Origin of the sequence: Lentzea sp. NPDC042327, from assembly GCF_040647275.1 — a bacterium.
Taxonomy (GTDB): Bacteria; Actinomycetota; Actinomycetes; order Mycobacteriales; family Pseudonocardiaceae; genus Lentzea.
The window spans coordinates 362,084-385,709 of the sequence record NZ_JBEZBX010000007.1 but is presented as its reverse complement, the minus strand read 5'-3'; the positions used below and the strand labels follow the sequence as shown (position 1 = coordinate 385,709).

Sequence of the window (23,626 nt, the reverse complement as noted above, 5' to 3'; positions counted from 1 at the left end):
ATCCGACGCCGCTCGTCCCTGACCCAGACACTCGGCATTCCCGCGTCGATCCCCAGCTCACGGGCAACCGCGCTGATCATGCGACCGGAATCGATCACACGAGGAGGCTCACGGACATCCTTTCACCAAGACCTCTGGTCCTGCTGACTCGGGGTCCACTGCCCGGGATGACCTCACCGAACGCGGCAACTGCGACGGCGAGCCGCCGGTCGTTCTGCGAAGCGGTTGCTTCGAAGACGACACGGTCCGCTTGATCGACCGCCGGGATGACTTCGCACTCCGCGGGATCGCACAGATTTCCCGGCCGAAGGAAGTGCATCCGCAACGATGCAGCCGACATGGTCGCGGGCAACGCAGCACCAGCGGCCAGAAGAGCTTGGCACAGGAGCTGGCCGCCGAACACCGCAGACCCCTCGTCCGGGCGCACGGGATGCCGGCGAAACATTCCATCACCCGCCCTGACGAGGCGCGCGAGTTCCGCCGGCTCATCAATGCCGTCCCCGCCGGCCGGTGAGCGGCGGTCCGGCCGATCGCCTTCGACCTCATCTCTCTTCACCTCCTGTCGCCAAGCATCGCTGACCACACTCCCAGGCACCCGTGCCGCCGGGAAGCTCGACGTTCCAGGGAGTGGCACGCACATTCGCCGTGGATGTTTTCCCGGCCTTAACGTCGGCTCAGTTGCGAGGGGAAGGAAGATCATGGACCTTGACGACCCGCTATCGGTTGAATCGACTTTCACCGACGAGCAGGTGCCCAACATCGCGCGCGTGTACGACTGGTACCTCGGAGGCACGTGCAACAACGCGGCCGACCGCGAGTTCGGTGAAAAGGTCGCTTCGACGATCCCATCCCGGACGATGGTCCGGGACAACCGCGCCTTCCTGCGCCGCGTGGTGGAGCACCTCGTGAAGCGCGGAATCCGGCAGTTCCTCGACATCGGTTCCGGCATTCCGACCGTCGGCAACGTGCACGAGATCGCGGCAGCGCTGGACGAAGGCGTCCGCGTCGTCTACGTCGACCACGACCCGGTCGTCGTCGAACTGAGCAAAAAGCTGTTGGACGGCAACACGTCCGCTGTGGCCGTCCAAGGCGACCTCCTCACGCCGGCGACCATCCTCGAACACCCCGAGGTCCGCGAACTGCTGGACTTCGACCAGCCGATCGGCCTGCTGCTGTTCGCGATCCTGCACTTCGTGCACGACGAGGAACAGCCGGAAGCGGTGATCTCCGCCTACTGCTCCGCGCTGTCCCCCGGCAGCTATGTCGCGATCTCCCACACCACAGACGAAGGCGCGGCCGACGACATGCAGGGGCGGATGGACTCCGCGACCGGCATGTACCAGGACAGGACCAGCCCGTTCATCAACCGCGACCGGGCGACCCTCCGGCGCTGGCTCGACGGTTTCGACGTGGTTCCACCGGGGGTGACGCAGGTGGTCGAGTGGAACCCCGACGGCGAAGTGCCAACAGGACCGGACCACCGACTCGTCATCGGCGCACTCGCCCGCATTCCCGGCGAATAGGAGAGATGTTTCTCCGGCGGCGCACGCGCACCTCCGCAGGTTGAACACGCTCGCGATCCTCCGACGAGTTGAGGGATTTGCATGGATTTCCTGTATTCGACCGAGCAGGCCGCGCTGAAGGCACGGGCGAGGTCTCTGACGACGCAGCTGACGGCTTACGAGGACGAGTGCGAGAACCTCGGCCACCTGGCACAGGAGAGCCGTGCCGAGGTCAAGAACATCGTGCTCGAAAGCGGCTTCAACGCGATGAACGCGCCGGCGAAGCTCGGCGGCGCGGGTCTGAGCTGGCTCGACCAGATGGTGGTCGAAGAGGAGTTCGGCGGACTCACCAACGGGCTGTGGGCAGCGGTGTGGCGTCCGACGGCGGCGTTGCTGCTGGCGGCCACGCCCGAGCAACGCGACCGCTACCTGGTGCCCGAGATCCGCGGCGACCGCTTCGGCGGCCGCGCCGTGACCGAACCCGGAGCCGGCTCGGACCCCAGCCAGATCACCACCACGGCGGAACGCACCCCCACCGGCTACCGGATCAACGGCGAGAAGTGGTTCGTGACGCTGGGAGACATCGCGGACTACTTCGTGCTGCTGGCCCGCACGGCGCCCGACGCGCAGCCGACGATGTTCCTGGTGGACCGCAACCTTCCTGGCGTCCAGATGGCCAGAAATCCGCAGTACACCCACAGGTTCGCCTACGCACACCCGCACTTCCGCTTCGTCGACGTGGACGTGCCCGCCGACGCGGTGCTCGGCTCGGTCGGCGACGGGTTCCGCCTGAGCCAGGCGACCTTCTTCGAGGAGCGCATGCTGGTCGCGGCTCATGCGGTGGGCGCGGCTGAGCGCGCGCTGACGCTCGCCACGGACTGGGCTCGGGAACGCGTGCAGGGCGGCGATCGGATCATCCGCCACCAGATGATCCAGGCGATGCTCGCGGACTCGGCGATCGACGTGGCGGTGAACCGGGTCTTCGTGCACCAGATCGCCGCTGACATCGACCGCGGCTGCGAGCTGAAGACGTTGAACGCCAAGGTCGCGATGGCCAAGATCTCGGCGACCGAGGCGGCCGGACGCGTCGCCGACCGGGCGGTGCAGATCCTCGGCGGCCGCGGGTACATGCGGGACAACCCCGTCGAGCGGATCAACCGCGACGTCCGCGTGGACCGGATCTGGATGGGCACCTCCGAGGTGCAGCGGCTCGTCGTGGCCAACGAGCTCGACAAACGAGGTACCTCCGGCCTGCTGCACTTCGCGGGCAAGAGCGCGTCATGAGCCGGGCCGGCGCAGCCGTCCTGCCGGCGCGGCAGGCCCACTCGCTGCTCGATCCACTGCACGCCGTGACCTACCTCGCCGAGGAGGCGACGGCGTCGTTCCACGAAGCTGGGTTCACGGGGCCGTGGCACGGCTACTTCGCCGGCCGTTCCGCTCCTCTGGGGACGGTGCCCCCGGCCGTGGTCGCGGCGGTCTTCTACCACTTCGAGCCCAGGTTCGTCGTCGAGGAGACGACCGCCGCCTTCGCTCAGGCGACTCCAGCACGAGCACTGCGAGCACGACTGACCGGAGTGGACGGTGCCCTGCGCGCGTTGCTGGGGCAGGCCACCGACGGTGCGGAGGTCAGGGAGGCAGCTGCTCTGGCGGAAGAGGCTGCGGCCGCCTGCGACGTGCCCGGTCGTCCGCTGGGGGCCGCCAACGCGGCGCTCGCCCGGCCTGCCGAACCTCATCTCGCTCTCTGGCAGGCCGTCACGACGCTGCGCGAACACCGCGGGGACGGCCACGGCATCGCTCTCGCCTCAGCCGGACTCGACGGTGTGGAAGCTCTGGTGTCCATCACCGCCGCGGGCGGCGAACGACGCCGCAGCATCCAGGCACGGCGAGGCTGGACCGACGCGGAATGGCTCGCCGGCGAACACAGGCTGGTCGAGCGCGGGCTGCTGAACCACGACGGCACCCTCACCGAAGACGGCCGAGCGCACCGGCAGGCCGTGGAGGACACGACCGATCGACTCGCCTCGGTGCCCTGGCAGGTGCTCGGCGAGCGCAAGACCCGTCGTCTGCTGGAACTGCTGCTGCCGCTGACCGAGCAGGTGGTCACCGGTCTGCGCGCGCGGAGGCCGACGTGACCGGGGCAGGTGCGGTCGAGGAGCGCTTGGCACTGCGTGAGCTGGCCGACCGCTACGCGCAGGCCGTGGACCGCGGGCGCCAGGACCTGTTCGCGGAGCTGTTCTGCGCAGGCGCGCACATGAGTCTGCCCCACCCGAAAGGTTCCCACCGCCCGAACCTGGTGTTCGACAGCGCCGACGGCTGGGCGAAGTTGTGGTCCGCGCGGCCGCCGTGGGTCGGGTCGACACATCTGACCGGCAACCAGGTCATGGCCGTCGCGGGTGACGAGGCCACCGGCGAGACCTACTGCCTGGCACACGAGCTGTACGAGCGCGGTGACGGCTTGCGAATGGTGACGCGAAGCGTCCGGTACCTCGACGTCTGCCGCCGCGAAAGCGGTAGCTGGCGCTTCCACAGCCGAGAGTTGGTCATCGACTGGAGCGATGAACGGCCACTGCGCAAGCCGTCGCACGAGCCGAGAGGAGGCCGGTCGTGATCAACGAGCTGACGCCCGCCACGCGTACCCGTGGCGCGGACACCGGTTCCGGTGCGGCGACGTATGCCGCCGCACGTCCACGGGATGTCGTCCACCTCGTTCGCGACAACGACACCCAGCGGATCGGTCTCATGTTCGACGCGGACGAGGCTGCCTCGTTGCCCGGGGTGGTCAGCTCACTGCCGCCCTGCTACCCGGAGTGGCTCGGCGACCACGGCTTCCTCACTGATCACGGTGCCCGTTTCCCCTACATCGGCGGGGAGATGGCCAACGGCATCGCGACCACCCGGATGGTGATGGCCCTCGCCGAGATCGGCGCGGTCGGTGTGTTCGGCGCGGCCGGCCTCGCACCGGCCGCGGTCGAGCACGCCTTGTCCGAGTTGAGCGCGCGGCTTTCCGGCAGGCGCAACTGGGGAGTCAACCTCATCCACTCCCCGGCCGAGCCGGACGTGGAACGGCGGGTGGCGGACCTGCTGCTGGCGTGGCGGGTTCCGATCGTGTCCCTCTCGGCCTTCTTGGCCCTGACGCCCACCGCTGTGCTGTGCTCGGCCAAGGGCCTGACCGCGGACTCGTCGGGTCGCGTCGTGCGGCAGACCCGTGTGATCGCCAAGGTGTCGAGGCCTGAGGTGGCGGAGCAGTTCATGGCTCCGGCGCCGGAGGAGATGCTCGCCGCGCTCGTGGCGGAAGGGGCGTTGACGGAGTCCGAGGCCGCCTTGGCTCGTCTCGTTCCGGTCGCCCAGGACGTGACCGCGGAGGCCGACAGCGGTGGCCACACCGACAACCGGCCGTTGGGCGCGCTCCTGCCTGCATTGCTGGCGCTGCGCGACGAAGTCGCCATCAGCAGGTGTTGTCCCCCGGTCCGGGTCGGTGCGGCCGGTGGGCTCGGCACACCGTCAGCCGTGGCTGCGGCCTTCGCCGCGGGAGCCGCCTACGTGGTCACGGGTTCGGTCAACCAGTCCGCGGTGGAGTCCGGGCTTTCCCTGGCGGGCAGGGAACTCCTGGCACAGGCGGACATCGCCGACGTCTGCATGGCGCCGGCGTCCGACATGTTCGAGATGGGCGTCAGCCTGCAGGTGCTGCGCCGGGGCTCGCTGTTCGCCGGGCGTGCGGCGCGTCTTCGAGAGATCTTCCGGGCCTACGACTCGCTGGAGAGCATTCCGGACGACGTGCGCGGTCAGCTGGAACGCGGGGTGCTCGGGGAGCCGGTGGCCGCGGCTTGGGCCTCGACGAGGAAGTACTGGGAGCAGCGCGATCCCCGCGAGGTCGAGCGGGCGGAGCGCGAAGCACGGCATCGCATGGCTTTGGTGTTCCGGTCCTACCTCGGCCGGGCGAGTCGGTGGGCGATCACGGGAGACGAGTCGCGCAGGGCCGACTACCAGATCTGGTGCGGTCCCGCGATGGGCTCGTTCAACCGCTGGGTGCGCGGCACGTTCTTGGAGCCGGTCTCCGAACGGACGGTGGCGCAGATCGCCCTGAACCTGCTGGAAGGCGCGACCGTGGTCACCAGGGCACAGCAGTTGCGCACCGCCGGGGTGAACGTCGCCCCCGAGGCCTTCGTCTACCGCCCGCGTCCACTCGCCTGATCAGCACCGTCGATCGAGCCGCTTTCCTCCTGGAGGACCGCATGACCGGAACAAGTCGGCCACAGCAGCAGCCGATCGCGATCGTCGGAGTCGGCGCGATCACCCCAGGAGCGGAAGGTCCGCCGCAGTTCTGGCGAGCGGTGCTCACCGGCCGGGATCTGATCGGGGACATCCCACCGGGCCGCTGGGACCCCGGCAGCTACTTCGATCCCGATCCAGCCGCGAAGGACAAGGTCTCCAGCAACCGCGGCGCCTTCCTCAGCGAGATCGACTTCGACCCGCTGTCGTTCGGACTCCCGCCGGCGACGCTGCCGGCGACCGACACCTCCCAGATGCTCGCTCTCAAGGTGGCCGAACAGGTCCTCGGCGACGCAGGCGTACCGGAGAACGACCGCGAACGGGTGGGGGTGATCCTGGGGACGGCCGCGCTCGAACTGCTGCAGACGATGAGCAACCGCATGCAGCGGCCGGTCTGGCTGCGGGAAATGACCACGGGCGGTGTGCCGCAGGAGCAGGCGGAGGCGATCTGCGACCGGATCGCCGAGAACTACCCGACCTGGCAGGAAATGAGCTTTCCCGGCCTGCTGAGCAACGTCGTCGCTGGTCGGGTCGCCAACCGGTTCGACCTGCACGGCCCCAACTACACCACCGACGCCGCCTGTGCCGGTTCGCTGGCCGCGGTGGCGAGTGCGGTGAACGAACTCGCGACCGGCAACGCGGATCTGATGATCACCGGCGGCGTGGACACGCTCAACGACATCCTCATGTTCAAGTGCTTCAGCGCTGCCCAAGCGCTGTCGAAGTCCGGAGACTGCCGCCCGTTCGCCGCTGACGCGGACGGAACGATGATGGGCGAGGCGGTCGTGATGTTCGCCCTCAAGCGCTTGGCGGACGCTGAGGCAGCAGGCGACAAGATCTACGCGGTGATCAAGGGGGTGGGCAGCTCCTCCGACGGCCGCGGAAGCGCCGTGTACGCACCGGTCGCCGCCGGACAGGCACGCGCGCTGCGCCGGGCCTACGAGGCGGCGCGGTACGGCCCAGGATCGGTGGAGTTGGTCGAGGCGCACGGCACCGGTACCACCGTCGGCGACCTGACCGAGTTCACCGCCCTGAACTCGGTTTTCACCGAGTCCGGACGCGAGGACCGGCAGTGGTGCGCGCTGGGCTCGGCCAAGTCCCAGTTCGGGCACACCAAGTCCGCTGCCGGGGCGCTCGGAATGCTCAAGACCGTCTTGGCCCTGCGGCACAAGGTGCTGCCACCGACGATCAAGGTCGACCAGCCCAACCCGGCGCTGGACCTGCCGAACAGTGCGCTCTACCTCAACACGAAGGCGCGTCCGTGGATCCGGGACGACGCGCACCCGCGCCGGGCCTCGGTCTCCGGGTTCGGCTTCGGCGGCACGAACTTCCACCTCACCCTGGAGGAGTACATCGCAGGTGGCGGCCGCGAACCCGAGTGGTTCACCGCTGCCCCGACCGAGCTGGTCGTGGCATCGGCCGGTTCCACCGGCGAACTCTTGAACGCTCTGCGAGAAACGGTCGAGCGCTGTCAGGACACCGGAGACGTCACGACGGCCTCACGCGACGCCGCCAAGTCGTTCCGCGCCGACGCGCCCGTGCGGGTGTGTCTCGTCGTCCGCGACGCCGAGGACCTCGCGCAACAGGTCTCACAGCTTGCGCAGCTGGTCGCGGGACAGCCGGAAGGTGTGATCAACACCCCGGCGGGCCTCTGCCTCGACCGCGCGGCAGCGGCACCGGGCCGGGTCGCGCTGATGTTCGGTGGCCAGGGCAGCCAGCACGTCGACATGGGGGCCGACGTGCTGATGCAGGTCCCCACCGCACGGGAGTGCTGGGACCGCGCGGCCGGTTTGCGCCGTGAGGGCCGATCGCTGCCGTCGGTGGTGTTCCCGCTCCCGGTGTTCAACGATGCCGAACGTGAGGACCAACAGGCACTGCTCACCCGCACGGAGTGGGCTCAGCCCGCGCTGGCCGTCCACGGGGCCGCCATGCTCGCGGTGCTGCGGACGTTCGGCCTGCGGTTCGACTGCGTCGGTGGGCACAGTCTCGGAGAGCTCGTCGCCCTGCACGCGGCCGGGGTCTTCGACGAGTCCACGCTCCTGCGGCTTGCCGCCGGTCGCGGCGAGGCGATGCGGGACGCCGCAGCGGAAGCCGGCGCCATGGTGGCGGTCAGGGCATCCGCCGAGGAGACCGCGCGGCACATCGAGAAGTTCGCCGGTCGTGTCTGGCTCGCCAACCTCAACGGCCCTCTGCAGACCGTTGTTTCCGGGCACGAGGACGCGATCGCGGAACTCGAGGCGCTGCTCGCGGAGAAGCGAGTCGGGGCGAAGCGCTTGCAGACCGCGGGCGCATTCCACACCCCCCTCGTCCACGCCGCGCGGCAACCGTTCCTCGAGCTGTTGCAGTCCTGTTCATTCACCTCACCCAAGACCGACGTGTACGGCAACACCGACGCCAGCCGGTATCCGGTCGAGGTCGACGTGATCCGGCAACGGCTCGCCGACCACCTCGTGTCACCCGTGAGGTTCGCGGACCAGCTCCAGGCGATGCACGACGACGGCGTACGGACGTTCATCGAAATAGGTGCGGGCACCCTGGCGCGGCTCACAAGTGACGTCCTCGGCGAGCAACCACACCTGGCCGTATCCGTGGATCGCACCGGCTGCCACGGCGTCACGGCGCTGCAGCGCGTGCTTGGGCGACTCGCCGTCGCCGGTGTCGAACTGGACCTCAGTCCTCTGTGGATGAGCGAGGACCCGGTAGCCGGAACGCGTCGGCCTCCTCGGATGCGGGTCCGCATATCAGGCGCCAACTACCGAGATCTCAAGCCGCACAGCGACACCACTGTGGAGACGAGGATGACGACCACCGAGCGAGTCGTGCCCGCGCCCCGGCAACTGCCCGAGCCGCCGTCTCTCTCCCAGGGAGAGCAACAAGAGGTGAAACCTTCCTCGCAGGCGCCGTCCTCGCGGGCGTACTCACCGCAGACACCGGCTCTGCAGGCGTCCCCACCCCAACCGACTACGCGGCCCCCATCGGCGCTGCCACTCGCACCTCAGACGGAGCGCCCTGTGCCGGTGCCTCCCGACTCTTCCACGCGACCGGTGAACGTGCCTGATTGGCTGAGCTCGTTCGAGCTGGTCCAGGCCCAGGCCGCGAACGCCCACACCGAGTACCAGCGCGTGATGGCGGAGACGCACCTGCACTACCTGCAGTTCGCCGAAAACTCGGTGCGGCTGTTCCTCGGGGAGTCGGCCGGCCAGCAGCCGGCTGACGTCACCGGATCGGCCCGGCCACACGCGGAAGTGTTCACCGAGGCCACGTCCGGTCCACAGCACCCGGCCGCTTCACCAGTGGTCGAGGCCCGCGAGCACCGGCCCGTGGAGCCGCAGCGGCCACCGCTGATGGAGGCCGCTCCGCATGTCCAGGTTCAGCCCATGGCTCCGCCGCCGTGGCCAGTGGCCGCTCCGCCGGTACCGGAACCTGTCATCGGCTCGAAACCTTCCTCCCAAGACGCCGAATCAATCCTCCTGGACGTCGTCGCCGAAAAAACCGGATACCCCCGCAACATCCTCGAACCCCACCTCGAACTCGAAACCGACCTCGGCATCGACTCCATCAAACGAGTCGAAATCCTCTCCCACCTCCGCACCCGCCTCCCCCACGCACCCGAAATCACCCCCACCCAACTCACCCAACTCCGCACCCTCGGCCACATCGCCGCCCACTACACCACCACCACACCCACACCGAACACGAATCAGCCCGCATCGATTGTTCGTGCTGTGACCAAGGTGGTTCCCGCTGTCGTTCCGGGACTTGAGATTCCCGGCTTGCGCAACGGCCCCGTCGTCGTGGTCGACGGCGGTTCCGGCTTGGCGCAGGCGGTGGTGCGGGCGCTCCGGGAGCACGGCGTCGACGCGGCCGAGCAGTCGGCTGCGGTTCCGGGCATGAGCGCATTGGTGCTCCTCGGCGGGCTCTGTCCTGCAGTCACCGCTGAAGAGGCGATCGCGGTGAACCGCGACGTCTTCGGCACGGCGTGCAAGGCGGTCAAGGAGTTCGCGACGCCGGAGCGCACGCTCGTCGTGGTGCAGGACACCGGCGGCGACTTCGGGCTTCGGGGGGCCGGGGAACGGGCTTGGCTCGGCGGGTTGGCCGGTCTTGCCAGGTGCGCGAACCACGAATGGCGGTCTGGTGTGGCCAAGGCCATCGACGTGGAGAGGGGCGGTAGGTCCGCTGAGGAGCTCGCCGCGGTGATCGTCGCCGAACTGCTTCACGGTGGCGCCTGCCCGGACATCGCGCTGCGTGCGAACGGCACTCGGTGGACGCTGCGGGACGAGCGCGAGCCGATCACGTCCGAGGACTCGTGGGAACCGAAGAACCCAGTGCTCGTGGTGACCGGCGGAGCCAGGGGCGTGACCGCCTCGGCCCTGCTGGCCCTGGCCGCAGATGGACATCCGTCGGTGGCGCTCCTGGGCCGTACCGAGGTGACCGAGGAGTCACCTGAACTGGCTGGTGTCACGGGTGAACGGGAGTTGCGGCAGCGAATCGCCGAACTCAGCACTCACGCCGCACCCGCTGAGATCGGCATCAAGGCCAAACAGGTCATCGCGGCCCGAGAGATCCGGGCCACGCTCGCCGAACTGGAGAAGGCGGGGTGCACCGCTGCTTACTTCGCGGTCGACGTCCGCGATGAGGCAGCCGTATGTGCGACGCTCGATCAGGTGCGGACCGAGCTGGGCCCCATCACCGGCCTCGTGCACGGCGCGGGCGTCCTCGCTGACGCCCTGCTGGAGGACAAGACCGGTGGGCAGTTCGACGCTGTGTTCGACACGAAGGTGGTCGGCCTGCGAACACTCCTCGCGGCGACCGAGAACGATCCTCTCGACCTGGTGTGCACGTTCTCCTCGGTGGCGGGCCGGTTCGGCAACGCCGGGCAGAGCGATTACGCGATGGCGAACGAGGTCCTGGCCCTGGTCGCCTCGGACGTGGCAGCACGCCGGCCCGGTTGCACAGTCCGGTCCATCGCGTGGGGCGCCTGGGACGGCGGCATGGTGGGACCAGCGCTGCGGGAGCACTTCACCACACGTGGGGTCGCGTTGATCGACTTGGTGGAAGGGGCGGAGGCGTTCCGCCGCGAAATCGCGTGGGGAACGGGTCCTGCGCGAGTCACCGTTGTGGCGACGGATCGGCCCGACGACACCGCTTCCGGTGGTCTTCTCGACGGCGAGCTGATCGGAGCGGGCTCTTCCGAGGCTGAGCCCGCGGCTGTCGGCACAGTCAGGCTGACCTCGCACACCCACCCCTTCCTGGAGGACCACGTCATCGGGCAGATGCCCGTGCTCCCCGTCGCGCTGGTCCTCGAGTGGTTCATCGGCGCGGCACAGGCGCTGCTGGTGTGTGAGATAGGCACCATCTCCCTGCGGAACCTGGAAGTGGTGCGGGGCGTTCGGCTGCCGGACCTGGATGGCAACGGTCACGAGCTCACCGTCAAAGGGCATCGCCGCGGATCCGCTGCGGTGGGTCTGACGTTGACGGATGGCGACGGCAGGCTGTGCTACCGGGCCACCGCGGAGATCTCGACGCCGCGCGACGCGCAGAACACCTTCGCGACGTCGAACGGGATGCTGCTCGACTCCAGTTTCTGGTCCAAGGTGGATTCCCTCCCCGGCTCGGCCGCCAAGGAGGACCACTACGCTGGGGAAGTCCTCTTCCACGGCAAGGCCTTCCGGGCACTCACCGATCTGCGGTGCCGCTCCACGGTCGGCGCTCTGGCGGACCTCTGCGGGGTGAACGGCCTCGACGGGTGGCCGCCAGCCGTCTGGCACACCGACCCCGCCGCCGTCGACGGCGCACTGCAACTGGCTCTGCTGTGGGCGGCCCAGGCGACCGGCGGCGCTCATCTCCCTATGAGCGTGGAGGAGATCCGGATCCATCTGCCCGGTCTGCTCACCCAGGGCCTCAGTTGTGCCGCGCTGGCGGTGAACCCGGACCCGGTCCAGCCCATCTGCGACATCACGATGTTCAGCGAGGACTGGGGCGTCGTGGCCGAACTCCTGGGAGTGGGACTCGTTCGCCGGCCCGGCCATGAGCAGGTGCGGGGATGAACGGTGCGGCCAGCGAACCCGTCGCGATCGTCGGGCGGGGGTGCGCGCTACCCGGTGCGCTCGACCCGGAGATGTTCTGGCTCAACGTGGTCATGGGCCGCTCGTCGGTCCAGCCGGTTCCGTCCGGCAGGTGGAGGTTCCCGCACACCGGTGCGAACCTGCCGCACCGGATGCGCACCGGAACCGGCGGTTACGTCGAGGGCTTCGCGGATGTCTTCGAACCGGACGCCTACCGGTTGCCGGCAGGGCTGGCGGCGGACCTGGATCCCGTGGTCCAGTGGACGCTGTACGGCGCGGGCCAAGCCCTGCGTGAGGCAGGTCAGAACCAGCTGCTCGATCGTACCGGCCTGGTCATGGGCAATCTGTCCTACCCGACCTCAGGACTCGCCGAGTACGCGGAGGCCGTCTGGAAGAACGGGGACACACCGTCGCCGCACCACCGCTTCTCTTCCGGCCTGCCCGCTCAGCTGACCGCGCGCGGGCTCGGGCTGGGACTCGGCGGATTCGCCCTCGACGCCGCCTGCGCGTCCTCGCTGTACGCCATCGCAGTCGCGTGTGGACGGCTGCAGCGCCGAGAGGCGGCGATGATGATCGCTGGTGGCGTCAACGCGGCCGACAGCCTCTTCATCCATCTGAGTTTCGACAAGTTGTCCGCGTTGAGCCGCACCGGGAGAAGCATGCCCTTCCACGAAGGCGCGGACGGGCTGCTGCCGGCGGAGGGCGCCGCTTTCGTAGCTTTGATGCGGCTCTCAGACGCCATCGCGGTTGGAGCGAGGGTGTTCGGCGTGATCCGGGGAACGGGTCTGTCGAACACCGGGCGTGGCCGTGGTCCTCTGGTGCCGGACGAGCGGGCTCAACGCGATGCGATGGTCGCCGCGTACCGCGCCGCAGGGGTGTCTCCCACAACTGTTGGGCTGCTTGAAGGGCACGCGACCGGCACCGCCGTCGGCGACGGTGTGGAGATCCGCAGCACCGCAGCGGTGTTCGGAGACTCGCGCGATCTGCCGGCGGGTTCGGTGAAGTCCAACATCGGGCACACGATCACCGCGGCCGGGGCAGCGGGTTTGCTCAAGGCGCTGGGTGCGTTGGCCGCGGGTGTCCGACCGCCCAGCCTCGGAGAGGGAACTCCCTCCTCCTCGTTGAACGGCACCCCTCTGCGGCTGCTGCGGGAGGCCGAGGAGTGGACCGGCTTCCGCCGAGCCGCGGTGAGCGCGTTCGGATTCGGGGGCAACAATGCCCATCTCATCGTCGACGCGTGGACCGGTGACGACCATGTCGCCGGAACGCCGATCATGCCTCCCGTGCCCGTACGGGAACCGTTGGCGATCGTGGCGATCGGCTCACGTGTGGCCAGCGGGCAGGACGTCGGCGATCTGCGGCGGTCGCTGGTCGAAGGCGTGCCTGACACTGCGGCACGCGAAAGCCTGGAGGTGTCCACCGCCGGACTGCGGCTTCCACCGCTCGACCTCCAGCACGTCCTCCCGCAACAACTCCTGCTGCTGGAGGCCGCGAGGGAAGCCGCCGCGGCGACCACCCTGCCGCCGGAGCGCACGATGGTGCTCGTCGGCATGGGATGCGACGCCGAAGCCGTCCGTCCAGTAGCGCGGGTGCGCGTCGGCACCGCGGTGGACCGGCCAGGGCAGGTGCAGGACGTGGCAGGCGCGACGCAGACCGCCGCAGCCGTGATCGGGGCCATGCCGAACATGGTGGCCAACCGCGTCAACGAGCTTCTGGACCTGCGAGGCCCGAGCTTCACGGTGAGCGACGAGGAGTCTTCCGGGTTCACCGCGATCGAGCTGGGCGCCGCAGCACTGCGGGCGAACGAAGTGGACGCCGTCCTCGTCGGAGCCGTGGATCTCTCTCACGAACCTGTGCACCGGGTGGCACTGGAAGCGCTCGGCGACCGGCGTCCGGTCGGCGACGGGGCCGTGGTGATCGCACTCAAGCGCTTGTCCAGCGCGGAAGACGACGGCGACGACGTGCTCGCCATCCTCGACGAGACGCGGGGAGAGAACGATGAGGAAATCGGATTCGTCATCGGAGATGGCTCTCACGACGACCTCCTCGACCCCGGACAGCTGTTCGGACGGGCACACGCGGCTCATGGTCTGCTCTCGGTCGTGACGGGCGTGCTCGCCCTGCGGCACCGCTTCCGGCCGCGAGGTGCCGGAACGCCGGCTGTGCCGACTTTCGGTCAAGCTGAGGTGACATGCGTGAGCCAGCCGCTGGAAGGACCGCGCAAGTGCCTTCGGCTGCGTGCTGGAGAAACAGCCGGCGTGGCCGACGCACTGCCCGTTAGGTTCCGCATCTACTCGGGAGCGAACCAGGAAGACGTTCTGGACGCGCTGGCCGCGGGTCGTGAGAGTGATGCCGGTCCGGCCCGGCTCGTCTTGTGGGCGCGTGGCGAGGACCAGTTCATCGCGCTGGCCGAGAGGACCGCTCGCTGGTTGCGCGGGAGTGGAGCGCAGCCGTTCGGCGCCGCCTTCCGCGCGAGGCCGGTCAAGGGCGATGTCGCCTTCGTCTACTCGGGCGGTTCGATGGCCTACGAGGGCATGGGCCGGGAACTGGTGCTGGCCTTCCCGGAACTGGTTGACGCCGTGCGGCAACGGACCGGTCCTTTGGAGGACGCCATCGGCTGGGCGTTCGGAGAAACCGGCCAGCCGCCCCATCCGCTCGACCAGATCGCCGGGGCTTCGGTGCTGGCCCAGTTGCACACGAGGATCACGCAGGACGTGCTCGGTCTGCGGCCGCGGGCCGCGCTCGGCTACTCCTCCGGTGAGTCCGGCGCCCTTGCGTCACTCGGTGCCTGGCGCGATGTTTCTCCCCTGCTCATTGGTGCGCGCTCGTCGACACTGTTCACTTCGGACGTGGTCGGTACCCTTGACGCTCCGCGCCGAGCATGGCGGCGCGAGGGCGTCGGCGGAACCCGTTGGGCGAGCTACGTGGCCGAGACTTCCGCGGAAACGGTCGAGGCGGCGCTCCGCGAGGAGCCCTCGGTGCACCTCATGGTCGTCAACGCACCGGACTCCTGCGTGTTCGGCGGAGAAGCCGACGCCTGCGAGCGGGTCGTGCGAAGGCTGTCCGGTGTGCCGACGCTCCGCATCCCGTACCAGATCGCCGCACACGTGCCGGAGGTCGCCGAGGTGGGCCCGCAGTGGCGCGAGCTGCACCACCTGCCCACGACCGAGGTGTCCGGCGTTCGGTTCTACACCTGCGCCACCGGCGACTGGTACAGCCCCACTGCGGACAACGCCGCCGACGCGATCACCGCACAAGGGCTGGGCATGATCGACTTCTCGCGCACGGTGGAGCGTGCGTGGGAGGACGGCGCCCGCACCTTCATCGAGCACGGTCCCCGGCGCCAGTGCACCGGCTGGATCAAGCGGACCCTGGGAGACCGCGAGCACCTGGCGGTGCCGCTCGACGCCGTGGACGGCAGGCGCCTCGACCAGCTGCACCAGGTCGTGGCCGAACTGACCGCCGCAGACGTGCCGGTCGACTCCGAACGACTCGAGGCGCACCTGCGGTCGCTCAACGTGGACCGTGCGGCTGGAAACGAGGGAACCACGGTGCGACTGCAGGCTCATCTTCCCGAGATGCGGCTGCCGTCGACCGCGAGCGCCGAGGAACCAGGCCGGCTCGTCGCGGTTGTGGCCCCGGTGGCTTCCGAGGCACCGGTTCCGACTTCCCTCGCTCTGCCGGCCCCGGCTCCGAGCACTGCATCCGCGCCCTCGCCCGCCTTCTCGACGAGCGACCGCTCCCCGGAGGTAACCGTGGTGGAACCGGCCGCTGCCGCGATCAGCGACACCCGCAGGAGCGCGGCTGCGGTCTTCTCCACCATGCAGGCGGAAATCGCCGAGGTCCATCGCCAGTTCCTGTCCGTTCAGGGCAACGTGCAGCGCCAGCGCTTGGACGGGCTGTTCAGGACTGCCGAACTCGTGCGCGCCGCGCTCGTCGGCCATTCGACCGTGGTGCCCGAGCCACCGACGCCGGTCGAGGCGGCGGCCGGAGCCGCAGCCGAGAACGGCTCGGCACCTGTCTTCTCACGAACTCAGCTCGAACAACTCGCCACCGGCCGGATCTCGGACGTCTTCGGGCCCCTGTTCAGCACGCAGGACGGGTACGCGCGGCAAGTCCGGATGCCCGCTCCCCCGCTGCTGCTCGCCGACCGTGTGACCTACCTCGACGGCGCACCCGGTTCGATGGGCACGGGCACGATCCACACGGAGACCGACGTCCAGGCCGGCGCCTGGTACCTCGAGCCCGCAGGCCGCATGTCCACCGGCGCCCTGATCGAGGCCGGGCAGGCGGACCTCCTCCTCATCAGCTGGCTGGGAATCGACCAGATCAACCAGGGCAAGCGGGTGTACCGCCTGCTCGGCTGCGACCTGACCTTCCACGGCGAGCCGCCGTCGCCCGGTGAGACGCTGCGCTACGAGATCACGGTGGACGGGCACGGCGAGCACGGCGGCGTACGCGTGTTCTTCTTCCACTACGACGCCTACGTCGGGAACGAACTCCGGCTGTCGATGCGCGAAGGACAAGCCGGCTTCTTCACCGACGAGGAGCTCGCGAACACGCGCGGGGTGTTGTGGACTCCGGAAACCGCCCCGCTCAACGGGGGGCCGGCCGCCGCTCCCCCGCAGATCGCGCAGCCACCCAAGGCGTACAGCGCGGAGCAAGTGCTGGCGTACACCGAAGGGCGACCTGCCGACTGCTTCGGCGAGGACTGGAACCTCGCACGCACCCACATCCGCAGCCCCCGCCTGGGCGAGGGACCGATGAGGCTGCTCAGCCGCGTGGTCTCGCACGACGCTTCGGGCGGCCCCTGGGGCAAGGGGTACGTGAAGGCCGAGACGTCGATCTCGCCGGACGACTGGTTCTTCGACGGGCACTTCCACAACGACCCGTGCATGCCCGGGACCTTGATGCTCGACGGTTGCTTCCAGGCCATGGCCTTCCACCTGGCGGCATGCGGGTACACCGTGCAGCGGGACGGGTGGCGATTCGAACCGGTTCCCGGTTCGACGTATCGCATGGCATGCCGGGGCCAGGTGACGCCGAGCAGCAAGTTGCTGACCTACGAGGTGTTCGTGTCCGGACGTGCCGCCGGCCCGGAACCCGAGTTGACGGCGGACGTCCTCTGCACCGTTGACGGAGTACGCGCCTTCCACGCTTCAGGGTTGAAACTGCGACTGGTGCCCGACTGGCCGCTCGACCAGTGGAGCCCGCTCGCCCCTCCCGCTGTTCAACGGACGGGCCGCCCCGTGGCGCACCGTGAGCTCGCCGGACTGGCTGGGCACCACGAACATGTGCCGATCGCCGAGGTGAACGGCTTCCGGTATGACTACCAGGCCATGTTGGCCTGTGCCTGGGGCCGCCCCACCGAGGCGTTCGGTCCGGCCTACGCGCCGTTCGACGGGCACCGCCGGCTCGCCCGACTACCTGGCCCGCCGTTCCACTTCATGAGCCGGGTCGTCGAGGTCGAGGGACCGCCTCTGGTGATGCGGGCGGGCAGCGCGGTCACGGTCGAGTACGACGTGCCGGACGAGGTCTGGTATTTCGAGCAGAACGACGATCCCGGCACCATGCCGTTCAGCGTCCTGATGGAGGTCGTGCTGCAGGCGAGCGGCTGGCTGGCCTCCTACGTGGGTTCCGCGCTGACGAGCGAGACCGACCTGCTCTTCCGGAACCTGGACGGCAACGGCACCGTGCACGGCGTCGTCACACCGGAGACGAAGGTGTTGCGCACCAGGACGGTCCTGCTCGACGTGTCAACCGACGGCGACATGATCATTCAGACCTTCGGCGTCGAATGCGCCGCAGACGGCGTGCCGTTGTTCAGCCTCCGCACGGTGTTCGGCTTCTTCCCGCCGAGCGCGTTCGCCACCCAGGTCGGTTTGCCTCCCTCAGAAGACGAACGCGAGCTCCTCACGGCACCGAGCACCTTCCACGTCGACCTGAAAGCCCGGCCCCAGCGCTACTTCAACGGATCGCTGAGGCTGCCGGCACGGATGCTGCTGATGCTTGACCGGGTCACCGGCTATTGGCCCGACGCGGGTGCTGCGGGCCTTGGGCGGTTGCGTGCGGAGAAGGAGGTCGACGCGGACGAGTGGTTCTTCAAGGCCCACTTCTTCCAGGATCCCGTCCAGCCAGGTTCGCTCGGCGTGCAGGGATTGCTCCAACTCCTGCAGTTCTACGCGATCGAACGGGGCCTGGGCACCGGCAGCTCGAAGTTCGTGCCGGTCGTGCTCGACGAACCCGTGACTTGGCGCTACCGCGGTCAGGTCACCCCAGCGTCGAGACTGGTCACCGTGGAGGTCGAGATCGTGTCGGTCACCACCGACCGGAACGGCACACAGCTCATTGCCGAGGGCTGGCTGTGGGCCGATGGAATCCGGATCTACCACGTGGGCCGTTTCGGCGTGGGAATCACCGAAGTCTGAACGGGCTTCGGCGCATCGTCGAACCGCCGGTACCCGTACTGCGACCCGATTTCGATGCTCGGTGAGACCGGGCAGAAGTGGTGGGCCGACCAGAGCTGGCGGGTCACGACGGGGTCGTCTCCGGGACATCTCCCGGAGACGACCCCGCAAGTCCGTTGTGGATCGTCCAACGGCGCGGGCTCGCCCGGCCGCCACCGGTGCTGGGCCGCTGGTGGGTCACAGATCCCGGTGAAAAACGGCCGGGTGGCGGCTCACGGGCGGACGCGCCCCGAGGACACCAGCTCGTCGAGCACCTCGCCCAGCCGCGTCATCCAGGCCCGCGGGCCGAGGAACATCTTGTGCGAGATGACGAACCCGGTGACGTCCGCCGCCCGTTCCGCCTCCGGGCAGCCGTCGTTGCGGTGGTCGATCGGGTTGTCGAGGAACAGCGGGCGCCGGTACACCGGGTCGAGGTGGCCCTCGTGCGCCGACACCCCCTCCGCCGACAGCGCCTCGACGAGCTTGTCGCGCGACACCTGCTCCGGGTCCACCCGGAAGGGCACCGCGAACAGGCTCCACCTGGTCGTCGCCGCGAGCGGGGTCACCTGCTCGACCCCGTCCACGACAGCCGCGCGCAGTGCCTCCGCGTTGGCCGCCCGGTGCTCGACCTGCTCGTCGAGGCGGGGCAACCGGGCGCTGAGCACCGCGGCCTGGAACGGCGTGAGCCTGCCGTTGGTGGAGACCTCGTGCTTGTCCTGCTTGGGGGCTCCGCGCATCCAGAAGCCGTTGTGGTGGGCGAAGACCCGTCCGGCGACGGCCGGGTCGCGGGTGGCGACCGCGCCGCCCTCGCCCGCGGTGAGCTGCTTCTCCTGGTGGAAGGAGAAGGTGCCCGCGTCGCCGAACGTGCCGACCTGGCGGCCGCGCCAGGTCGAGCCCAGCGCCTGCGCGCAGTCCTCGACCAGGAACAGCGAGTGCCGCGCGCACAGCTCGCCGATCGCGTCCAGGTCGACCGGGATGCCCGCGAGGTGCACGACGAGCACCCCCACCGTGCGGCTGGTGACCCGCTCGGCCACCGACGCGGGAGAGATCGTGAAGGTCGCCGGGTCGATGTCGGCGAACACCGGGATCGCGCCCAGGCGCACCACGGGTGAGACCGAGGCGAAGAACGTCGACGCGGGCACGATCACCTCGTCGCCGGGACCGACGCCGAGTGCGGCGAGCGCGAACTCGATGGCGACCGTGCCGTTCGCCGTGGCGGTGACCTGCTCGGCCCCCAGGTAGCCGCCGAGCGCGGCCTCGAACCGGCCGACCTCGCCGCCGGCCCAGTCGCTGTCGCGGCTGCGCGACCACACGCCGGAGTCGAGGACCCGGCGCAGGCCGTCGAGCTCGTCGGGGTGCGTGCCCGGCCACAGGGCCTTGGCCTCGTTCGCGTCGAAGGCGGGGGTTCCGCCGTCAAGCGCTGGGGTGCGCATGGGTCTCCTCCTGGGGGCGGTGCGGGATGCGGCCGGTGGGACGGGCTGACTCGCCGATGCGCGGTGGCCTGCCCCGGTGCCTGGCGCGGAACCCGGCCAGCGCGCCGGCGAGGGCGTCCAGGCGCAGCAGGCGCACCCGGTCGCCGTCGACCCGCCAGTCCGAGGGGCGCAGGCCCAGCGCCAGGCACACCCAGCGCCACTGCTCGTCGGCGGCGTCGCGGCGCTTGCGCACCTTGCGGGTGAAGGCGAGGTCGCCGGAGAGCACGTCCTCGAACAGCTCGGCGTTCTCACGGGTGAGCCTGGCCGAGGGGCGGGCCAGCTCCAGCAGGTCGTGCGGGTCAGGGGACTTGATGCGCGCGGTGACGTCGGCGGAGAAGAAGTTCGCGTAGCCGCCGGACCGGTTGTAGGGCTCCACGTCGGCGGCCACCCGCAGCAGCCACCGCCGGGGCGAGCCCTCCGCCCTGGTGCGCAGCGCGCCGACAGTGCCCACCTCGGGGCGGAACACCGGCCCGTCCCAGCGGCCGCGCACGCAGCTGAGCCGCTCACCGAGGTCGACGTCCTCGCCGAGGCGGCGGTCGGGGGTGTAGCCGCCCATCGCTGCGAACGCCTCCGCGGTGATCGCGGTGTTCCAGCCGCTGGTCACCACCCGGTTCCAGGTGAAGTCGTAGTCGGGGTTGCGGTGCGGGTGCAGCGACTCGCGCATGAAGTAGGCCTCGGTGAAGTTCCACGAGCGGCGCAGCAGCACGAGCAGGTCGTTCTCGCACATGATCCACGGGCAGCGGTCCTGCTGGCCGCGCACGCCGTCCAGCGCCGGGTCGGCGTCGAGCGCGGCGACCTGGATGGCCAGCTGCCGGGGGTCGAGCCACACCGTGTCGGCGTCCTCCAGCGCGAAGTACAGCGGCGCGCGCTGCCGGCCCCGCAGCGCCCTGACCGCGGTGATGTCCGCGCACAGCCGCCTGCACAGCGTCAGCGGGTACGGCTCGTCCGCGTCGAGCACCACGTCGACGAGGTGGAAGGCCGCGCCGACCGCGCCCGCCTCGGCGCGGAACCGCTCGAACACCGCGGCGGAGTCGTCCGGGTCCTCGCCCGCGAGCCGGTTGGTCAGCACCAGCACGTCGAAGCTGCCCGGCGGCAGCGGCGAGCCGTCGACGTCGCGCTGGTCGGCGTAGACGTCGAGGAAGCGGCGCAGGTACTCGGCCTCGAACCGGGCGGGCACCTGCACGCTGATCCGGCAGCGCGGGTCCAGCGGGGGCAGCTGGTCGGCCAGGGCCAGCACCCTGGCGCGGTGCGCCTGCGGCAGACCGTCGAGGTAGCGCCGCAGCTGCTCGCGCTCGCGTTCGACGTCGCGCCGGGGCGGGGCCAGGTCCTGGCCCATCAGACCCGCCGGTGTGCGCACGTAGGGTGCGCTGCCCGCGAGGGGGCCGAGGTTGTCCAGGTGGTCGGTCAGCGAGAGACCCATCAGCACCAGCCTTGTCGGTCGCGGCGGTCGGGCGATCGGACGCTAACAAGCGGCCGTGGCCGGGGCAAAGGCGCGCGTGTGGTGCTGAACAGTCCTTATGGAGCAACGGATGCCGGGTGCGGCACGCGATCTCACTCAGCGCGTCTGGCCAGTGTGGACGCAGGTCACGTCCTCACCCGTGCGCGCCCGGCGCCGCGCCTCGCCGACCACCGCGCGTGGCCGGCAATCATGTTGAACACCAACGGTGTGCACGGTGGCGGTCTTGGCCGCGTGCACCCGGCCCGCCTACCTTGCGGCCTTGAACCGCCCACCCCGCAAGGAGGTACCCCGACCATGGTGTCGCCCACGAGGCCGCAGACCGGCCTTGACCTGGTGTACTTCGGGTTGTTCGACAACTGCAACGCGCGCTGCAACATGTGCGACTGCTGGCTGTTGCCGCGCAGCACCCTCGGCGTCGAGCACTACCGCGAGGTCCTGGACAAGGTCCTGGAGCTGGCCCCGAAGTCGTTGCGCTTCACCGGCGGCGAGCCGCTGCTGCTGCACGGCCTGTCCGAGCTGGTGCGCCGCGCCACCGACGCGGGCACCAGGGTGTCGGTGATCTCCAACGGCCGCGTCCTGGCGTCCAAGGTCGCCGAGCTCGCCGGGGCCGGGTGCCAGGAGGTGGTGCTCAGCATCGACGCCGTCGGTGCGCGCCACGACACGATCCGCGACACGCCACAGTTGTTCGACCGGTGCGTGTCCGCCATGCGCCGCATGCACGAGGTCGGTCTGCCCTTCGGCGTCAACTCCGTGTTGCAGCGCATCGGCATCGACGACCTGGAGGAACTGGGCGACGTGCTGCTGTCGCAGCCGAGGCTGCCCGACTGGTGGCACCTGATCCCCATCCGCGGCGCGGCGGAGCAGCTGCCGACGCCGGAGCAGGTGCGGCGGGCCACCGCGGTGATCGGGCGGTTGCGCGTCCGGTGCGCCGACGCCGGCGTGCAGCTCATCGCCCGCGAGGAGGGCTTCGCCGAGGACGACTCGCCGCACCCGTGCAGCGTGCCCACCTTCACCGCCTACGTCCGCGCCGACACCGGTGACGTGTTCGGCTGCAACATGCTCGTCTACGCCGACGCGCCGATCGGCAACCTGCTCACCTGGCGCCCGCGCGACGCGTGGAACAGCCTCAACGCCCTGTCCCTGCGGGCGCGCTGCGCGTCGGGGACCAACAGCGCCTGCGGGCGCTGCGACGTCAGCTCGCGCGTGATGAACCACTTCCTGCGCGAGCGCGCCACTGCCGTGGAGGTCTCCTGATGAGCGCACCGGTCGGCCTCGGCATCGTCGGGGCGGGCATGATCAGCCGCTCCTACGCCAAACACCTCGCCAAGCAGCCCTCGGTCCGGCTGGCCGCTGTGGCCGACGCCGACCCGGCGCGGGCCAGCGCGCTGGCACGTGAGGTCCCCGGACTGCGCGCGGTGCCCGTCGAGGAACTGCACCACGACCCGGAGGTCGCGGTCGTCCTCGTGCTGACACCGCCCGCCCACCACGCCGATGTCGCCCTCGCCGCCATCGCCGCGGGAAAGCACGTCTACACCGAGAAACCCCTTGGCGTTGACCGGACTGAGGCCGCCGCTCTGCTCGACGCCGCCGCCGCGGGCGGGGTTCGCGTGGGCAGCGCGCCGGACACCTTCCTGTCCCCTGCCTTCCAGCTCGCCAAGCGACTCGTCGACGAGGGCCGCATCGGCACGCCGGTGGGGGTCACCGCGCTGACCCTGAGCCCGGGGCCGGAGTGGTGGCACCCGGACCCGGCCTTCTTCTACCGGTCCGGCAGCGGTCCCCTGTTCGACATGGGCCCCTACCAGCTCAGCGCCCTGGTCTGCCTGCTCGGCCCGATCGCCGCCGTCTCCGCCGCCGCCGCGACGACCTGGCCCACCCGCACCGTGACCAGCGACCCGCTGGCCGGGTCCGTGGTCGAGGTCGAGACGCTGACCCACCTCTCCGCCGTGCTGGAGTTCGCGGGCGGAGCCGTCGGCACCCTCACGACCTCTTTCGACACCGCCGCCGATGTGTCCAGTTTGGACGTCCACGGCACCGAGGCGACGTTGCGCTGCCCCGACCCCAGCTCGTACGACGGACCCGTGCTGCTGCAACGGCGCGGCTCGCAGGAGTGGACGGAGGTCGAGCTGCCCGAGCCCGCCGGACCGCCGGTGCGGCGGGGAGCGGGCGTGGTCGACCTGGTGCGGGCGCTGCGGGAGGGCGGGCAGCACCGGGCCAGCGGGGAGCTGGCGCTGCACGTGGTCGACGTGCTCGACGCCGTGCTGACGTCGGCGGGAGAGGGGCGCCGGGTGCGGCCGGAGGGGCTGCGGACGCCGGTGTGACGCGCCGGCAGGCCCATCACGACCTGGGCAGCCGAGTGGCGGTCCCGCCCGCAGACGGGACCGCCACTTGTCCAGCCCACACCACCACCGGTCAC

12 protein-coding genes are annotated in these 23,626 nt (G+C 70.0%); 9 read left to right on the top strand and 3 right to left on the bottom strand.

Annotated elements, in window-relative coordinates; translation table 11 throughout:
* Positions 1 to 94: 94 nt before the first annotated feature.
* A complete protein-coding gene (locus tag AB0A63_RS20745) occupies positions 95 to 556 on the bottom strand; it encodes an acyl-CoA thioesterase domain-containing protein (protein ID WP_360393606.1) in 462 nt (153 codons plus the stop codon).
* Positions 557 to 749: 193 nt separating this feature from the next.
* Here AB0A63_RS20745 and AB0A63_RS20740 point away from each other — a divergent pair, with 193 nt between their 5' ends.
* The 7 genes from AB0A63_RS20740 to AB0A63_RS20710 all read left to right on the top strand — a co-directional run bounded on the left by AB0A63_RS20740 (position 750) and on the right by AB0A63_RS20710 (position 18,264).
* Entirely contained in the window at positions 750 to 1,523 is a 774-nt protein-coding gene (locus AB0A63_RS20740) for an SAM-dependent methyltransferase (protein ID WP_360393603.1), read from the top strand.
* Between the two features lie 81 nt (positions 1,524 to 1,604).
* On the top strand, positions 1,605 to 2,786 hold the full coding sequence (locus AB0A63_RS20735) for an acyl-CoA dehydrogenase family protein (RefSeq protein ID WP_360393601.1): 1,182 nt from the start codon (positions 1,605 to 1,607) through the stop codon (positions 2,784 to 2,786).
* Positions 2,783 to 3,634: a hypothetical protein gene (locus tag AB0A63_RS20730; RefSeq protein WP_360393598.1), complete on the top strand. Its 852-nt coding sequence runs from the start codon at positions 2,783 to 2,785 to the stop codon at positions 3,632 to 3,634. The genes AB0A63_RS20735 and AB0A63_RS20730 overlap by 4 nt, the downstream gene beginning before the upstream one ends.
* On the top strand, positions 3,631 to 4,110 hold the full coding sequence (locus tag AB0A63_RS20725) for a nuclear transport factor 2 family protein (protein ID WP_360393596.1): 480 nt from the start codon (positions 3,631 to 3,633) through the stop codon (positions 4,108 to 4,110). Before AB0A63_RS20730 ends, AB0A63_RS20725 begins: the two co-directional genes overlap by 4 nt.
* The gene (locus AB0A63_RS20720; RefSeq protein ID WP_360393593.1) at positions 4,107 to 5,693 is read left to right on the top strand and encodes a PfaD family polyunsaturated fatty acid/polyketide biosynthesis protein; all 1,587 of its coding nucleotides are present in this window, start codon (positions 4,107 to 4,109) and stop codon (positions 5,691 to 5,693) included. The genes AB0A63_RS20725 and AB0A63_RS20720 overlap by 4 nt, the downstream gene beginning before the upstream one ends.
* Before the next feature lie 41 nt (positions 5,694 to 5,734).
* Entirely contained in the window at positions 5,735 to 11,818 is a 6,084-nt protein-coding gene (locus AB0A63_RS20715; RefSeq protein WP_360393743.1) for an SDR family NAD(P)-dependent oxidoreductase, read from the top strand.
* Positions 11,815 to 18,264, top strand: coding sequence for a beta-ketoacyl synthase N-terminal-like domain-containing protein (locus tag AB0A63_RS20710; protein ID WP_360393591.1), 6,450 nt, complete (start codon positions 11,815 to 11,817; stop codon positions 18,262 to 18,264). Before AB0A63_RS20715 ends, AB0A63_RS20710 begins: the two co-directional genes overlap by 4 nt.
* A gap of 251 nt (positions 18,265 to 18,515) precedes the next feature.
* On the opposite strand, the gene AB0A63_RS20705 is transcribed toward AB0A63_RS20710, so the two are convergent.
* Positions 18,516 to 19,715, bottom strand: a complete 1,200-nt coding sequence (locus tag AB0A63_RS20705) for a DegT/DnrJ/EryC1/StrS family aminotransferase (RefSeq protein WP_360393589.1) — start codon at positions 19,713 to 19,715, stop codon at positions 18,516 to 18,518.
* Positions 19,696 to 21,174, bottom strand: a complete 1,479-nt coding sequence (locus tag AB0A63_RS20700; protein WP_360393586.1) for a hypothetical protein — start codon at positions 21,172 to 21,174, stop codon at positions 19,696 to 19,698. The genes AB0A63_RS20705 and AB0A63_RS20700 overlap by 20 nt, the downstream gene beginning before the upstream one ends.
* A 333-nt stretch (positions 21,175 to 21,507) precedes the next feature.
* Between AB0A63_RS20700 and AB0A63_RS20695 the strand changes: the two genes are divergently transcribed.
* On the top strand, positions 21,508 to 22,467 hold the full coding sequence (locus tag AB0A63_RS20695; protein ID WP_360393583.1) for a radical SAM protein: 960 nt from the start codon (positions 21,508 to 21,510) through the stop codon (positions 22,465 to 22,467).
* On the top strand, positions 22,467 to 23,531 hold the full coding sequence (locus AB0A63_RS20690) for a Gfo/Idh/MocA family oxidoreductase (protein WP_360393580.1): 1,065 nt from the start codon (positions 22,467 to 22,469) through the stop codon (positions 23,529 to 23,531). Before AB0A63_RS20695 ends, AB0A63_RS20690 begins: the two co-directional genes overlap by 1 nt.
* The last annotated feature ends 95 nt before the right edge of the window (positions 23,532 to 23,626 follow it).

Coding starts and splice junctions, on each gene's coding strand:
- AB0A63_RS20735 (WP_360393601.1), top strand. CDS start 1,605: ATGGATTTCCTGTATTCGACCGAGCAGGCCGCGCTGAAGGCACGGGCG.
- AB0A63_RS20730 (WP_360393598.1), top strand. CDS start 2,783: ATGAGCCGGGCCGGCGCAGCCGTCCTGCCGGCGCGGCAGGCCCACTCG.
- AB0A63_RS20715 (WP_360393743.1), top strand. CDS start 5,735: ATGACCGGAACAAGTCGGCCACAGCAGCAGCCGATCGCGATCGTCGGA.
- AB0A63_RS20710 (WP_360393591.1), top strand. CDS start 11,815: ATGAACGGTGCGGCCAGCGAACCCGTCGCGATCGTCGGGCGGGGGTGC.
- AB0A63_RS20705 (WP_360393589.1), bottom strand. CDS start 19,715: ATGCGCACCCCAGCGCTTGACGGCGGAACCCCCGCCTTCGACGCGAAC.
- AB0A63_RS20700 (WP_360393586.1), bottom strand. CDS start 21,174: ATGGGTCTCTCGCTGACCGACCACCTGGACAACCTCGGCCCCCTCGCG.
- AB0A63_RS20695 (WP_360393583.1), top strand. CDS start 21,508: ATGGTGTCGCCCACGAGGCCGCAGACCGGCCTTGACCTGGTGTACTTC.
- AB0A63_RS20690 (WP_360393580.1), top strand. CDS start 22,467: ATGAGCGCACCGGTCGGCCTCGGCATCGTCGGGGCGGGCATGATCAGC.